Source organism: Paenarthrobacter sp. TRD_SC_7 (assembly GCF_056156245.1).
Map to the genome: position 1 here is coordinate 4,160,025 of NZ_CM149587.1, position 15,865 is coordinate 4,175,889.

10 protein-coding genes, 1 tRNA gene and 1 riboswitch are annotated in these 15,865 nt (G+C 62.9%); of the genes, 6 read left to right on the forward strand and 5 right to left on the reverse strand.

The window, feature by feature from the left end; all coding sequences use genetic code 11:
- Positions 1-83: 83 nt before the first annotated feature.
- The gene (cycA, locus tag AC0J5Z_RS19765; protein WP_475035743.1) at positions 84-1,550 is read right to left on the reverse strand and encodes a D-serine/D-alanine/glycine transporter; all 1,467 of its coding nucleotides are present in this window, start codon (positions 1,548-1,550) and stop codon (positions 84-86) included.
- 151 nt (positions 1,551-1,701) lie between these two features.
- A riboswitch (glycine riboswitch) is annotated at positions 1,702-1,800 on the reverse strand.
- 73 nt (positions 1,801-1,873) lie between these two features.
- Positions 1,874-3,811, reverse strand: a complete 1,938-nt coding sequence (locus AC0J5Z_RS19770) for an FAD/NAD(P)-binding protein (RefSeq protein WP_475035746.1) — start codon at positions 3,809-3,811, stop codon at positions 1,874-1,876.
- Positions 3,812-3,871: 60 nt separating this feature from the next.
- On the opposite strand from AC0J5Z_RS19770, the gene AC0J5Z_RS19775 reads away from it, so the two are divergent.
- Together AC0J5Z_RS19775 and AC0J5Z_RS19780 are read left to right on the forward strand one after the other, a co-directional pair.
- Positions 3,872-6,106 carry a prolyl oligopeptidase family serine peptidase gene (locus tag AC0J5Z_RS19775; protein ID WP_475035748.1) on the forward strand — a complete coding sequence of 745 codons (2,235 nt, stop codon included), beginning with the start codon at positions 3,872-3,874 and terminating at the stop codon, positions 6,104-6,106.
- Positions 6,107-6,170: 64 nt separating this feature from the next.
- Positions 6,171-6,258: transfer RNA gene (locus AC0J5Z_RS19780), tRNA-Ser, on the forward strand.
- A 66-nt stretch (positions 6,259-6,324) separates the two neighbouring features.
- Here the strand turns inward: AC0J5Z_RS19780 and AC0J5Z_RS19785 are convergent.
- Positions 6,325-7,755, reverse strand: coding sequence for an MFS transporter (locus tag AC0J5Z_RS19785; RefSeq protein WP_475035750.1), 1,431 nt, complete (start codon positions 7,753-7,755; stop codon positions 6,325-6,327).
- A 113-nt stretch (positions 7,756-7,868) separates the two neighbouring features.
- Entirely contained in the window at positions 7,869-10,034 is a 2,166-nt protein-coding gene (locus tag AC0J5Z_RS19790; RefSeq protein WP_475035752.1) for a RecQ family ATP-dependent DNA helicase, read from the reverse strand.
- A gap of 143 nt (positions 10,035-10,177) precedes the next feature.
- Between AC0J5Z_RS19790 and AC0J5Z_RS19795 the strand changes: the two genes are divergently transcribed.
- The 4 genes from AC0J5Z_RS19795 (at position 10,178) to AC0J5Z_RS19810 (ending at position 13,857) form a co-directional block, all read left to right on the forward strand.
- Positions 10,178-11,596 (forward strand): phosphomannomutase/phosphoglucomutase, encoded by a 1,419-nt coding sequence (locus AC0J5Z_RS19795; protein WP_475035755.1) that lies wholly within the window; start codon positions 10,178-10,180, stop codon positions 11,594-11,596.
- A 12-nt stretch (positions 11,597-11,608) separates the two neighbouring features.
- On the forward strand, positions 11,609-12,055 hold the full coding sequence (locus AC0J5Z_RS19800) for a hypothetical protein (RefSeq protein ID WP_475035758.1): 447 nt from the start codon (positions 11,609-11,611) through the stop codon (positions 12,053-12,055).
- Positions 12,056-12,077: 22 nt separating this feature from the next.
- Entirely contained in the window at positions 12,078-12,548 is a 471-nt protein-coding gene (locus AC0J5Z_RS19805) for an RrF2 family transcriptional regulator (RefSeq protein ID WP_475035760.1), read from the forward strand.
- A gap of 151 nt (positions 12,549-12,699) precedes the next feature.
- The gene (locus AC0J5Z_RS19810; RefSeq protein WP_475035762.1) at positions 12,700-13,857 is read left to right on the forward strand and encodes a globin domain-containing protein; all 1,158 of its coding nucleotides are present in this window, start codon (positions 12,700-12,702) and stop codon (positions 13,855-13,857) included.
- 89 nt (positions 13,858-13,946) lie between these two features.
- Here the strand turns inward: AC0J5Z_RS19810 and AC0J5Z_RS19815 are convergent, their stop codons facing one another.
- Complete coding sequence (locus AC0J5Z_RS19815; RefSeq protein ID WP_017198121.1) at positions 13,947-15,773, reverse strand: phosphoenolpyruvate carboxykinase (GTP); 1,827 nt, start codon at positions 15,771-15,773, stop codon at positions 13,947-13,949.
- Positions 15,774-15,865: the final 92 nt, after the last annotated feature.

Here is a 15,865-nt window from a genome sequence, read left to right on the forward strand (position 1 = left end):
TGAGACAGGACCAGCAGGCCAGTAGCAACAGCAGGCCCCTCACGAACTTCTTCGTGAGGGGCCTGCGCTTGTTGACCGTGCGGTTACTTGTTTGCCGGTTCCGGCTCCCGCGTCCTGTCCGCATCGCGCTGGAGCTCAGCCTTGAACTCCTCGTAACGGGCCAAGTGCGCGGGACGGCGGCGGAGAATCAACCAGGCGACCCCCAGGATGATGAACCACACCGGCGTGGCCAACAGGGCGGCGAGCGTATCCGGTTGGGTGGTCAGAGCCCAGAGCACGAAGGCAAAGAACGCGAACACTACCCACACCATCACCACGCCACCGGGCATCTTGAACGCCGAAGATTCGTGCAGGTGCGGGCGACGCTTCCGGAAAGCCAGGTAGCTGGCCAGGATGATGGACCATACGAAGACGAAGCAGACAGCGGACACCGTGGTGACCATGTCGAACGCCTTGCCGATGTCCGAACCGGCGTACATGAGGACGACGCCGGACAGCAGAAGAACGCAGGAAAGGAACAGGGCGTTGCGGGGTACTTTGCGTCCGGAGAGAGCGCCGAACACCTTGGGAGCGTCGCCCTCCTGGGCGAGGCCGAACACCATGCGGGACGTGGAGTAGATACCCGAGTTTGCCGATGACATCGCGGAGGTCAGCACCACGAGGTTGACGATGGTGGCCGCTGCGCCGAGGCCGGCCAGCGAGAACATGGCAATGAAGGGGCTGTGTCCAGCAGCGAACTGGGTCCAGGGGGTGACCGACATGAGGATGATGAGGGCGCCTACGTAGAAGAGCAGAACGCGGATGGGGATCGAGTTGATGGCCTTGGGCAGGTTCTTCTCGGGGTCCTTGGCCTCGGCAGCTGTAGTGCCCACGAGTTCGATGCCCACGAACGCAAAGACGGCGATCTGGAAGCCGGCTACAAAGCCCATGAACTCATTCGGGAAGAAGCCGCCGTGGCTCCAGAGATTGGTGAAGGTGGCCGGTCCGGCGTCGGACTGGAAACCGCTGAAAATCATGAACAGGCCAACAATGATGAGCGCCGCGATGGCGACGATCTTGATGAGGGCGAACCAGAACTCGGTCTCGCCAAAGGCTTTCACGGTGGCGAGGTTCAGTAGAAGGAGGATGGCGATGGTGATCAGTCCCGGCACCCAGAGGGGCAAGGACGGCCAGAGTTCCTGGGAGTACCCGGCGATCGCGATCACGTCCGCGATCCCGGTGATGACCCAGCAGAACCAGTACGTCCAGCCGGTGAAGAAACCCGCCCACGGTCCCAGAAGGTCGGCGGCGAAGTCGCTGAATGACTTGTAGTTGAGGTTGCTGAGCAGCAGTTCGCCCATGGCACGCATGACGAAGAACAGCATGAAGCCAATGATCATGTACACGAAGATGACGGACGGTCCGGCGGCAGAAATAGTCTTGCCGGAGCCCATGAAGAGGCCAGTGCCAATGGCTCCGCCGATGGCGATGAGCTGGATGTGGCGGTTGCTGAGCTGTCGCTCGAGGTGGGGTGAATCGGGACCAGTGGAAGGTGGGCGCTGAATCGTCAAAGGAACTCCATCGTTCAGGCGGCACGGAGTGCCACATTGATTCGGGTTCCTCCCCGCTCTGTACGTGGACCTGAGAGTTTCCGCCTTCCTGCCGGGCAGGAAGGCTTGCACCTTCGGTGAGCCCGGTATCCGGACTGCTTTCCAGAGTTGCCTCGCCGCGGCGGTACATGGGCCTGAGAGATTCCTGGGGAGGGTTTGCTCCTACGGCGCCTGACGGGATGTACCGGCAGGGCTCTCCCGCCGCAGATCAAAAGCGCGCAACACCAAGCGGTGATGCAGCTCACACACTAACGAAGGGGGCGTGGCGCTGCAACCTCATGTCTTCAACGGCCCAGAATGCTACGCGCTATCTCATCGGCATCGCGGAGCGTCCGCTGGCCGCTCGCGTACGACGGTCCGGTGCGCGGACGGGCCTCAGCGGCGATGGCCGTCCCCCACTGCGACGCTGATAACTGAAGACCCAGGACGTACAAGTTCTTGGTGATGGACCCGTTGGCCGCCAGGGGCCTGTAGGGGTGCGGTTCCACGTCAAGGCCGGTGGTCTGCATGGGCGTCCCCTCAACACCCATCATGATCTTGGTGCGCACCAGTCCGTCGGCCATGAGTTGTTCCAGCAAAGGCGAGAGGTTGATGCCCACTCTGTTGGCCGGCGACATCGCCTCCACAAGCGTCCGTGCTTCCACCGGAGCGTCGTGTACCCACGGCGAAACGGCACGGAACACCTTGGCACCCCGGTCCACGCTGAACTTCGGGTCCGGTCCCACAAAACTCACGACGCCGGCACGCGCCAAAGCGGCCAACTGCTCCGAGCGCAACGCCGGCGCTCCGCTGGCCAGTCCTTCGACAAACGACTCGAACCAGCCGCGCAGCCCTGCCAACCAGGATTCATCGGTAATTCCGCCGTCCGCTACTACGGATTTGAGGATTGCCCGGCCAGTGTGGAGTGCGCCGATGGCCATCTTGACCGGGTCGGCCTCACCTAGCGCTGATCGTCGCGCATCATCATCCAGGTAGGCCGTGATAGCGGCGTCCAGCACGCTCCGGGAAGCGAATGTCCGGCCGGCGAGCGGCGCCGCGAGCCCCCTCAGATTCAGCCGGCGGGAGGTGACGACGTGTTTTTCGACGACGTTTCCCACCTCGATTTCCCAGTTCGCAGTGGTGTGCGCATGCGGTTGGAGCGCATCCTCAAGGTCGGCGAGGAACTGCGGGGGGTCTTTAATCGCGGCGGGCTGGGACCGAGCCAGCGTCGAGTAATAGGCCCAGAGTGCATCGCGGTGGAGCAGCGGCCAGAGGTCATGATCGAAGCCAGGTTGGATACCGGCTGCACGAAACCGGTCCACGGCGTCTTCTGTCAGGTAGCGCATGGTGATGCTGCTGGGGTAGTAGCCAGCCAGCCCCGCCTTGGCGCGATACGGTGTGCCCCTTCGGGACGCAGCAATGATCTTGGGCTCCCTGCCCGATGCCCGGTACTCGAGGATACCCGCGCCGGGCGAACCAGCCTCAACAAACTTGCCGCCGCGGCCCTCCGTCAACTGGCCCATCACATCGAAGAAGTTCAAACCCATTCCGCGGACCAGCACGGGCTCGTTGTCCGGCACAGCCTGCCAATCAACGTCAGCGGGCGGTGCGGGCGGGAAGTACATCAGGCCTTGTTCCTCCGCGGCGCTCTTGAAGGACCGCTGCTCGGGATTCAGCCGGGATTCGATATGGCCCAGCGCAAGGACCACGGACCCGGCGGTGAGCGTCACACCGTTGGCGAGTTCGACGTCGAACCCCTCCGGTACGGGACGCGCAGCAATGGCGAGCGTCCCATGGAAGGTGACCTCGACGCCGTCGGGCAGCCGTTCCAGCAGCCCTTCCAAAGTCTGGCGAAGGTACCGCCCGTACAGCGCGCGGCTGGGGAAGTTGTGCGATTCCAGCGTGGCCAGCTCCGCCTTTTCGGCGTCGTTCAGTCCCTCGCCATCACGACGCCGGGCCTCCCGCCACTGATCGAACGAGCCGCCCGTGAGCGGCGGTGCGAGCTTGGGGTCCTCGGGAATGAGGGTGGGATAGAACGATTGGGTGTTCATCAAGTACAGGCGTGACTGCTCCGGTTGCCACACGTGACCCGAACCGGCCGGGTAGGGGTCCACGACGTCGATGTGAAGGGTGGTTCCTTGTGGGCTGTCCGCAGCCCAATTCGCGAGCAGCCGCTCAAGGACACTGGTGCCCCGAGGGCCGGCCCCGATCAGGGCAACACGATTGGTTTGGGATTTAGCCACGCTCAAGCCTAACTTCTGCGTGACTTGCTTACCGTTGAATAGTGTTGCTTGGATGGGGCGATGACCACCACAGAAGCTGATCAGACGCCACTTCCCGAGAATGAGACCGCGCCAGCCTCCGGCCCGCGCCACGCAGCGGACGTCGCGCCTGAGCCCACGGATGAAAACGTCTGGCTCGAAGACATCCACGGCGAAGAACAGCTGGCGTGGGTCCGCGAGCAGAACGCGCGCACCGAAGACTTGCTGGAGGACGCCGAGTATGAGGCCGTAGAGGCCGGCATCCTGGAAGTCCTCGACTCCACCGATCGCATCGCGATGGTCTCCAAACGCGGCGACTTCTACTACAACTTCTGGAAGGACCAGGAACACCCCAAGGGCCTCTGGCGCCGCACCACCTGGGAGAGTTATCTCACTGAGGACCCTGAGTGGGATGTTCTGCTCGACATCGACGCCCTTGCCGCCGCCGAAGGCGTTGAGTGGGTATTCCATGGCGCCGGCTTCCTCCGTCCTGCCGACGGCTCCGAGTACCGCCTGGCCATGGTCTCGCTCTCCCCCGACGGCGGCGACGCTGACCGCCACCGCGAGTTCGACGTCGAATCCCGCACCTTCGTGGAGGGTGGCTTTGACTTGCCCACAGCGAAGGGCAACGTCAACTGGCTGGATGCCGATACTTTGCTCGTGTCCAGCACCGCGGACGGGCTCCCCGCAACTACGTCCTCCTATGCACGGACCGGAGTGAAGCTTCGCCGCGGCCAGTCGCTGGCCCAGGCAGAGCGCCTCTTCGAAATCCCCGAGGACCACATGCTGGCCATGGTGGCCCACGACTCAACGCCGGGCTACGAGCGGACCTTCGCCGTGGACTACATCGACTTCTACAACCGCAGTACGTCGCTGCTGCGGGACGGTTCATGGGTGGCCATCGACGTTCCCACCGACGTGAACATCAGCGCCCACCGGGACTGGCTGATGTTCCGCCCGCAGCGGGACTGGGAAGTTGCTGGTGTTGTGTACCCTGCTGGATCTCTCCTGGCAGCTGACTTTGACTCTTATCTGGCTGGTTCGCGTTCTTTGCTGGTCCTTTTTACGCCGGATGCTCATACGTCGCTGCAGTCATGGAGCTGGACCAAGGACTACCTCATGCTGAACCTCCTGCGCGATGTGTCCTCCGAAATCCGGGTGTTGGATCCATCAACTGTTGACTCCGCCGGAGTTTGGGCCTCCACCGTACTGGACGCCTGCCCGCCCCTGCACGACGTCAATGCTTACGCCGTGGATGACGAAGACCCGGGCGCCGAAGGCAACGACTTCTGGCTGGTGGCCACCGGTTTCACGACGCCCACAACGTTGACCAGAGGGAGGCTTGCCGTGTCATCGTCGGAGGCCGAGAGCCGTGGCGTGGTGAGCCGGCACGCCGAAGTTAAGCGGTCGCCGTCGTTCTTCAACGAGGCCGACTACGAAGTCCAGCAGCACTTTGCTGTCTCTGACGATGGGACCAAGGTTCCCTACTTCCAAGTCGCATCCAAAGACCTGGTGCTGGATGGCCAAAATCCCACCCAACTTTCCGGCTATGGCGGGTTCGAGATCGCCCGCACGCCCGCTTACAGCGGAACCGTTGGGCGGGCCTGGCTTGAGCGCCGCACTGTGGGCGCATCCTCCGACAACGGGGCTGCCGCGCACTCACGCGGTGGCGTCTACGTCGTGGCCAACATCAGGGGCGGCGGTGAATACGGCCCGTCCTGGCACCGTGCAGCACTTCAGGAAAACCGGCACCGCGCCTACGAGGACTTCGCAGCCGTGGCCCGGGACCTGATCTCGCGAGGCGTCACCAGCCGCCGTCGACTCGGTTGTGTGGGCGGTTCAAACGGTGGCCTCCTGGTAGGCAACATGCTGACCCAGTACCCGGAACTGTTCGGGGCTGTTTCCTGTGGGGTGCCGCTCCTGGACATGCGCCGCTACACCAAGCTCTCCGCCGGATACTCGTGGATCGCCGAATACGGTGACCCCGATATCCCCGGACAGTGGGAGTTCATCCGCACCTTCTCGCCCTACCATCTCCTTCACGACGGTGTTGAATACCCTGAGACTTTCCTTTGGACTGCCACGTCCGATGACCGCGTGGGACCTGTCCAGGCCCGCAAGATGGCCGCGCGCATGCAGGCCATGGGCATCCCCAACGTCTGGTTCCACGAAGCCCTTGAGGGCGGTCACGCGGGGGCATCCGACAATAGGCAGGCCGCTGCACTGCAGGCCAGGAGCAACCACTTCCTGTGGCTTTCCCTTGCTGGAAGCAACTGACAAGCAGCTGTTTTGCGCTAGACGGCACGTTCTGCGTATCCTTGGTGGGCTAGCAATAGCAATTGGAGACGTGCCAGAGCGGCCGAATGGGCTTCACTGCTAATGAAGTGTGGGGCACAACTCCACCGGGGGTTCAAATCCCCCCGTCTCCGCGAATTGGTCCCGGTTCTCGAACCGGGACCTTTTGCGTTTAAGGCTCTTATCCATTGAGCCGCTGGTCAGCCGCGCTTCGGTCCGCCGCTGACTTCAGCTCCGGCGTGACGATGGAGTGTCAGGCTGTCCACCGTGCTGATCAGCATCAGGACGGCCATGGCAAGGAACGCCCCTTTGTAGGCGGCCACGTGATCCGCCCCGAACACATGGGTGGTTTCGAACAGGCGAAGGAACAGAGCACCCACCGCGATCCCTGCCGCGGCCGCCAACTGAACGAGCGTTGCGGAGATGGCGTTGGCTGAGGGCAACTGCCTTGGAATGATGTCGGCGTACTGCACCGAGGCATACGCGGAGAAACCGATGGAGCGGAACGCACCGCTGAACAGCAGCAACGCAAATATCAATGGCTCGGGTGTTTGGGCGTCCAGGAAGGCGCACAACGCAAACGTGACGGCTGACGCGAACGACGCAAACACGAGCACAGGCTTGAACCCAAAGCGCCTTATCAGGGGCGTGGTGGCCGGCTTGATTCCAATGTTGCCCACGAACACGGCCGCAACCATCACGCCGGCCTTCAGTGGATCCCAGCCAAACCCGTCCTGGAACATCAAAGGCAGCAGGAAAGGAACCGAACTGATGGTCAGCCGGTAAATAAAACCACCGGTGGAGGTCGCCCTGAAAGTCCTGGTGCCAAAGACGCTGAGATTGAACAGCGGAACTCTGGCTTTGCTCATCCACCACACCGCACAAACCAAGGACAGCAACCCGGCAGTGACCACCAAGACGGCGAGCACATTGGAGGCGTGGCCTCCCAGGGTTTCCAGTCCCACCACAAGGGCACCCACGCCAAGTGTAGTGAGCAGTAGCCCAAACCAGTCGAGCCGGCGCTTGGCATCAAACTGTGTTCGCGGCACCAGCCTGAGGGCCGCAATGAACGCGGCCAGGCCGAGGGGGACATTGATGATGAAGATCCAGTGCCATGAAAGGAAGGTGGTGAGGGCGCCGCCCACCATCGGGGCCAAGACCGGCGCCAGGAGGCCAGGCCACACGAGATACGCGGTGGCGCGGAGAAGCTCGGACTTCGGGGTGCCCCGCAACACCACCAGGGTGCCTACGGGAACCATCATGGCTCCGCCCACGCCCTGAGCGACCCGGCTGAGCGTCAGCATGGTCAGGTCCGTGCTCATTGCGCAGAGCAGGGAGGCAATGGTGAACACCGAGATGGCGAGGCAGAAGATCCTGCGGGCGCCGAACCGCTCAGCTAGCCAACTGCTCAGCGGAATGCCCATCGCCACTGTCACCAGGTACGCCGTCATGGTGATGTTGACGTCGGCCGGTGCCACGCTGAAATCGGACGCGATGCTCGGAATAGCCGTGGTCAGGATGGTCCCGTCCAGGAATTCCATGAAGAACGTGGCCGCCACCAACAGGGCCAGGCGCGGCCGCCAACTTGATTCGTTGGCCGCTTCGACGTCCGTGTTGGCTTTTGTGCTCATGGCTCCGGTCCACGTTCTGGCTGGTGGCCTGCGACAGGCAAGCAGGCGTTTGCTCGATCCTATAGACCTGGGGTGGGAGCGATCACAACATGACGTAGTTCGACCGCACCCTACTATCCTGCTTGGGCCAACGCCAGCGGCAGAACGGCACCAACACCGGCTTGGCGCAACGCTCGGGCCGACACGGTCATGGTCCAGCGGCTGTCAACGAGGTCGTCGACCAACAACACGGGCTGGCCGCCAGTATCCGCCAGGGCCTTCGCGAGCTCGGGACCCACGACAAGCCTGTCCCAGACACCGGCCAGCCTGTATGCGCTGTTGCCTCCACGTGCCCCGGTCGGCCCTCCATGTTGAGGCTGCAGCTGACCGAGGTACGGCATCCGTCCTATTCCGGCAATTCCCTGTGCCAGGGACTCCACCAGCTGCGGCTTGCTCCGGGACGGGATGCTGACAACAGCCGCCGGCCGGCCGACGCCGCTCCACGGAGTTCCGCCTTCAGCCCCCGCCCACTCGCGCAATACTTGGACGCAGGCCTGCAACATGGCAGAGTCCACGGCGCGGTCCGGAGCCCCGGCGGCGAACAACTCCCGTAGAGCACCGCCCCAACCCAGGTCTGTGAGCCTGGCGAGGATCCTTCCTTCGGAAACGCTCTCGTCCGGCTTGATCTTTCCTTTGACAGCCACTCCGAGCCGGTCCATGCCACTGGGCCACTGAAGGCGCGGCTCCACGGCTATGCCGGCACGCCGGAGAGTTTGTCCCGCGGCGTCAGCTGCCGAGGCTGCCACGTCCACAGGGAACCACCGGCCGGCGCAGTTGTCGCAGCGGCCGCAGGCGGCTGCTGTTTCGTCGTCCAGAACCGAGGTGATGTATTCCATGCGGCAGCCGGCCGTGTCCTGGTAGATCACCATGGAATCCTGCTCATCCACACGGGCCTCGGCAATGCGTGCGTAGCGCTCGGCGTCATAGGTCCATGGCTTGCCGGTGGATCGCCAACCGCCTCCAACACGTTCTACTGCTCCATCTACCGCCAGGACTTTGAGGAGAAGTTCCAATGGCGTGCGGCGAAGATCCACTCTGGCTTCCAGCGCGACCGTGGACAGGGCTGAGCCGGCCTCCCCGAGCACGTTCAGCACAGAATCGGCTTTCTCGGACGACGGCATGGAAGCCGTGGCGAAGTACTGCCAGATCTCGCGGTCTTCGGAGCCCGGGAGCAGGAGGACATCTGCGTTGGCCGCTCCGCGGCCTGCACGGCCAACCTGCTGGTAGTAGGCAACTGGCGACGACGGAGCGCCAAGGTGGATAACGAACCCCAGGTCAGGCTTGTCGAAACCCATCCCCAGGGCGGAGGTGGCCACGAGGGCCTTCACTTGGTTGTCCTTTAGAAGTTGTTCAGCACGCTCCCGGTCCGCAGGATCCGTCCTTCCCGTGTATGACAAGACATTGTGCCCGGCCTCCGCGAGGAGCCGTGCCGTGTCCTCGGCAGCCGAGACGGTGAGTGTGTAGATGATGCCGCTGCCGGGCATGTCGGCCAGGTGCGTCAGCAGCCACCCCAGTCGATCCCGGGAATCGGGCAGTGTCAGGACACCGAGCCGCAGTGATTCGCGTCCCAGGGCGCCACGTATGGTCAGCACTCCCGCGCCAAGTTGTTCTTCGATGTCATGAACCACCCTGGAATTGGCGGTGGCTGTGGTGGCCAGGACGGGAACGGACTCCGGCAACTGGGCAATGAGGTCCGCAATGCGACGGTAGTCAGGGCGGAAGTCGTGCCCCCAGTCCGATATACAGTGTGCCTCGTCAATCACCAAGAGCCCGGTTCTGCGAATGAGCTCCGGAAGCTGGTTCTCCCTGAAGGAAGGGTTGGTGAGCCGCTCCGGGGAAACCAAGAGGACATCGACCTCGTCCGCGGCCAGCTGGGCCAGGACTGTGTCCCATTCAAGGGCGTTGGCGGAGTTTATGGCCACGGCACGCACTCCTGCACGGGCGGCTGCGGCCACTTGGTCACGCATGAGCGCGAGCAACGGCGACACAATCAGCGTTGGGCCGGCGCCCCGCCGACGTAACAGCAGTGACGCCACGAAGTAGACCGCCGACTTTCCCCAGCCGGTGCGTTGGACTACCAAGGCCCGGCGGCCCGAGTCCACCAACGCCTCGATGGCTTCATACTGGCCGTCGTGGAATTGCGCTTCGGGATGGCCTACCAACTCACGAAGGCACGCCAGCGCCTGCTGAAGGGTAGTTGATTGCACGGAAACGGCAGTGTTTGGGGAGTTGTTGGCCATCAACCCAGTATTCCAGCCGCCCCTGACAGCCGGAACCTGACTACCCTGCTATGTGGACAACGGCTGCCATGAGGACAACGACTATCCACAGGCCTTCTGTTCAGGTTCAACCCCATCTGCGTTGCCACAGTAGGATTGAGCCCGTGACTAGCGAGCAGAACAAGACATTCGACCTCTCGGCTTCCTTCAAGGCGTACGACGTCCGGGGCATCGTGGGTGAGTCCATCACGGCTGAAATTGTCGAGGCCGTGGGCGCTGCCTTCGTCGACGTCCTGGGTCTTGAGGGCGGGACCGTCCTTGTTGGCGGTGACATGCGCCCTTCCTCGCCGGAGTTCAGCCAAGCCTTCGCCAATGGTGCAGCAACGCGCGGAGCGAACGTCCAACTGCTCGATTTGATCTCCACCGACGAGCTCTACTACGCGTGTGGCGCCCTGAACGCTGCCGGCGCCACGTTCACCGCCAGCCACAACCCGGCCGAGTACAACGGAATCAAGATGGCAAAGCCCGGCGCCCAGCCCATCTCTTCCGAGAGCGGCCTCAAGGAAATCCAGGCCCTCGCTGAGCAGTACCTTAACACCGGCACCATCCCTGCAGCGGGCACCCGCGGCGAGATTGGTGTGCAGGACGTTTTGAAGGACTACTCCGAGTACCTTCGCCAATTGGTGGATCTGTCCGGCTCGCGTCGGCTGAAAATCGTCGTTGACGCCGGCAACGGCATGGCGGGTTTGACCACCCCGGCCGTCCTGGGCGACAAATTGCTCCCGGCCCTGCCGTTCGAGATCGTTCCGCTCTACTTTGAGCTGGACGGTTCGTTCCCCAACCACCCGGCCAACCCGCTGGAGCCGGAAAACCTGCGGGACCTGCAGGCCGCTGTCATCAAGCACGGCGCCGACATCGGCCTTGCGTTCGACGGCGACGCGGACCGCTGCTTTGTCATCGACGAAAAGGGCGAGCCCGTCTCCCCGTCCGCGATCACCGGCATGGTGGCCCGGCGTGAGATCGCCCGCGCCCAGGCCGCAGGTGAAGAGACCCCGGTGATTATCCACAACCTCCTCACCTCCAAGGCCGTGCCCGAGCTGGTAGCCAAGGACGGCGGCCGTGCCGTACGGACCCGGGTGGGACATTCCTTCATCAAGGCTGTCATGGCCGAGGAAGGTGCCGTGTTCGGCGGGGAGCACTCTGCACACTTCTACTTCCGGGATTTCTGGAACGCTGACACCGGCATGCTCGCTGCCATGCACGTCCTCGCCGCCTTGGGTGAGCAGGACGGACCGCTCTCGGAACTTGGCCGGCAATACGAGCCCTATGTCTCCTCCGGCGAGATCAACTCCGAGATCGAAGACAAGGCCGGCGCCGTCGAACGCGTTCGCGTCGACTTTGAAACCGAAGACATCGACATCGACCACATGGACGGCAGCACGTTCACAGCCAAGGACGGCAGCTGGTGGTTCAACCTTCGCCCGTCCAACACCGAGCCCTTCCTGCGCCTGAACGCAGAAGCCAAGGACCAGCCAACCATGGAAAAGATCCGCGACCGCGTCCTGGCGCTGGTCCGGGCCTAGGAACTGGTCCGCATGAGCGAGCCCACTACCGACCCCGGCGAATCAGTCCAGGACCGCGAACTCCGCGAGACTCTGGGCACTGCACTCGGGACAGCCCAGGAGCACATCCAGCAGAACGGCGGCTTCTTCCCGTTCGGCGTCACGTTGGCGAACGATGGCGAACTCCGGATACTGATGATTGCCCCGGGCGAGCCGGACGAGAATGGTGACGTGGATGCCGGGCAAATGTTGACCGACATCCATGAACTGCTGCGCCAAGGCCGTGACGATTTCAAGGCTGTAGCAGTGGTGAGTGACGTCAGCCTGCCGGACCATGGTTCTGACGGCATCCATGGTGCAGCCGAACACAGGGATGGCGAAGTCCGCGCGGCCATCATTCCGTACACGCCCACAGTGGACGGTTTTGCCTTTAGCGCCATGGAACCCGATACCCACGAACCATCCATCTGGGTGGACTAGACCTTAACCGTGAGCTGATCCCATGAAAATCAACGCCTTCGCAGATGTCAGCCTCCGCGCAATCATGGTGTTGGCCGCGGCGCCCGAAGGCATATTGCTCACTACCCAAGCGGTGGCGGATGCCGTGGGGACCCCGTACAACCACGTCAGCAAGGCGATGGTCCGCCTGCGCGCACTGGGTTACATCGACGTTGAACGGGGACGACTGGGCGGTTCCCGGCTCAATGAAGCCGGACGAAAAGCCACCGTTGGCGAGCTTCTGAGGCATCTCGACAGCCGGCAGGATCCAGCCGAGTGCCAGTCCCCCACAAAGAACTGCCCCCTCATCAACGAGTGCGGACTGCGTCATGCGATGAATCGGGCCAGGGAAGCCTTCTACCGCGAGCTCGATACCGTGGTTATCGCGTCCCTCCCCCATGCCCGTCAGATGAACCCGGTGTTCCAATCCATCGGGCTCCGGCCGGAGTTCAGGACGCCCGCAACGCTGTCGTAGCCACCATAGGCATCAGCAAAGCGTCTCCGTAAGGCCAGTCCTTCCCGTTTGCACATCTCTTCTACGCAGTGTAGAAATTGGATATAAATATAGGCATTACCAATGCGTATATATTTGGCCGGACCAACCCGGCCCTACAGCCAGGAGAACCATGCTCTCGGAAAAGTCCCGCCCCATCATCGAAGCCACCCTGCCCTTGGTTGGTTCGCGGATCGGCGCGATCACCGTCGACTTCTACAACCGACTCTTCGCCGCGCATCCCGAACTGCTCGATGGGCTCTTCAGCCGTTCCAACCAGCGTTCTGGAGATCAGCAGCGGGCACTCGCCGGGAGTATCGCGGCCTTCGCGAGCCACCTGATCAACAACCCGGACACACTCCCCGAAAAGGTTCTCTCCCGCATTGCGCACAAGCACGCTTCCCTCGGAATCACTGAGGATCAATACGCGGTGGTCTACCACCACCTCTTCGCAGCCATCGCCGCGGACTTGGCCGAGGTCATCACTCCGGAGATCGCCGAAGCGTGGACAGAGGTCTACTGGCTCATGGCGGACGCCCTGATCAAACTTGAGAAGGACCTATACGCATGCCAGGCAAACCAAAAAATGTGGATGCCGTGGCGTGTCATCAGCAAAGAGCCAGCAGGCCCGGATGCCATGACATTCACCCTGGAACCTGCGGACAACACCCCGGTGACGGCAGCAAAACCCGGTCAGTACGTGAGCGTTAAGGTCCAACTCCCCGACGAGCTGCGCCAAGTACGCCAGTATTCGCTATCCGGTGACGCGGGCAGCAGCCGGACCTTCACTACCAAGCTGAACGACGGCGGCGAGGTGTCCACCGCCCTCCATGCCGGCGTCGAACCTGGCGACATCCTCGAGATCTCAAACCCTTACGGCGAAATTACCCTCAAGGACGGCGATGGTCCCGTCATCCTGGCATCCGCGGGTATTGGCTGCACTCCAACGGCCTCAATTCTGCGGTCACTCGCGAAGACCGGCACGGATCGGCAGGTCATGGTCCTTCACGCCGAGAGGACCAAGGAGAACTGGGCACTGAGCGGCCAGATGAGCGCCGACGCGGCGAAAATCGACGCAGAGCTGCAGCTTTGGCTCGAGTCTCCCCAGCCTGGAGCCAACGAGGGCTTCATGTCGCTGCGGGAAGTGTCCATGCCTGCCGATGCTTCGCTCTATCTGTGCGGCCCTCTCCCCTTCATGAAGAAGATCCGCGACGAAGCCATAGATGCCGGGATTCCGGCCACCCGTATCCACTACGAAGTGTTTGGCCCTGACGTTTGGCTCGCCCACTAAGGCAAAAAACGACGGCGGCCCGCCACCTTTCGTGCGAAAGGTGACGGGCCGTCGTCGTTCACTTAAGAACGCCGTTGTTCCTAAGAGGTCTAGCCCAGACGGGTCTTAAGACCGTCCAGCTCGGACTGGAGTGCCGCCGGGAGTGACTCGCCGAAGTTGGCGAACCATTCCTCGATGGACGCCAGCTCGGTTGCCCATTCCTCGGGGTCGACGCGAACAGCCGACTCAACCTCGGCCGGAGTCATGTCCAGGCCCTCAAGGTCGATGGATTCACCGGTCGGTACGAAGCCGATCGGGGTCTCCACAGCATCGGCCTTGCCTTCGAGACGCTCGATGGCCCACTTGAGCACACGGGCATTGTCTCCGAAGCCAGGCCAGGCGAAGCCGCCTTCAGCCGTGCGACGGAACCAGTTGACCAGGAAGATCTTGGGCAGTCGCTCGGGGTTGGCCTTGGCGGACAGGTTGACCCAGTGGTTCAGGTAGTCACCTGCGTCGTAGCCGATGAACGGCAGCATGGCCATCGGGTCGCGGCGGACCACGCCAACAGCACCGGCGGCAGCAGCCGTGGTTTCCGAGGACAGCGTGGAACCCATGAAGATGCCGTTTGACCAGTCGCGGGCCTCGGTGACCAGCGGGATGGTGGTCTTGCGGCGCCCACCGAACAGAATCGCGGACAGTTCAACGCCTTCCGGGCTGAAGTACTCTTCGGCCAGCATGTCGATCTGGTCGATCGGCGTGCAGAAACGCGAGTTCGGGTGCGCAGCGGGGGCGTCCGAGTCCGGAGTCCAGGACTCGCCGCGCCAGTCAGTCAGGTGTGCCGGGGTTTCTTCCGTCATGCCTTCCCACCAGACGCCGCCGTCGTCGGTTAGCGCGACGTTGGTGAAGATGCTGTTGCCCTTGGCGATAGCACGCATGGCGTTCGGATTGGTGCCCCAGCCTGTGCCCGGCGCAACGCCGAACAGGCCGGCCTCAGGGTTGACGGCGCGGAGCTCGCCCTCCTTGCCGAAGCGCATCCAGGTGATGTCGTCACCAAGCGTCTCAACCTTCCAACCCTTGATGGTGGGGTCGAGCAACGCGAGGTTGGTCTTGCCGCAGGCGGACGGGAAAGCAGCGGAGACGTAGTAGGTCTTCTGCTCGGGGGAGGTCAGCTTGAGGATGAGCATGTGCTCGGCCAGCCAGCCTTCGTCGCGCGCCATCACCGAAGCGATGCGCAGCGCGTAGCACTTCTTGCCGAGGAGGGCGTTGCCTCCGTAGCCGGAACCGAAGGACCAGATGGAGCGCTCTTCGGGGAAGTGGACAATCCACTTGTCGGTGTTGCAAGGCCATGCGACGTCGGCCTGGCCGGCTTCCAACGGTGCGCCCAGCGAGTGGAGGGCCGGAACGAAGAAGGCATCAGTCTGCGTGATGCGGTCAAGGACGTCCGTACCGATGCGGGCCATGATGCGCATGGAGGCAACAACGTAGGCGGAGTCGGTGATCTCGACGCCAAACTTCGGGTCCTCGGCATCCAGGTGGCCCATGACGAACGGAATGACGTACATGGTACGGCCGCGCATGGAACCGGCGAACAGTCCGCGCAGCTTCTGCTTCATCTCGGCCGGGGCCATCCAGTTGTTGGTGAAGCCTGCGTCGCGCTCGTTCTCGGAGCAGATGAAGGTCTGCTCTTCTACACGGGCAACGTCAGCGGGGTCAGAGAACGCCGCGAAGGAATTCGGGAACGTTTCCGGGTTTAGCCGCTTCAGCGTGCCGGCCTCGACGAGTTCGTCGGTGAGCTTCTTGTTTTCTGCTTCGCTGCCATCGACCCAGTGGATGCGGTCCGGCTGAGTCAGCTCGGCAACTTCCTCAACCCAGGCCAGCAGGCGTGCATGCGTAGTGGGTGCCTTCTCAAGCAGCGGCAGTCGCGCCAGATCGCCCATTGCGGTTCCCTTCCTCGGGTTCAGTGGTGTGTCCTAAACGATAGGGGCCGCGGACCAGACCAATCCGCTGTCAGACATCGGACATCCAAAGA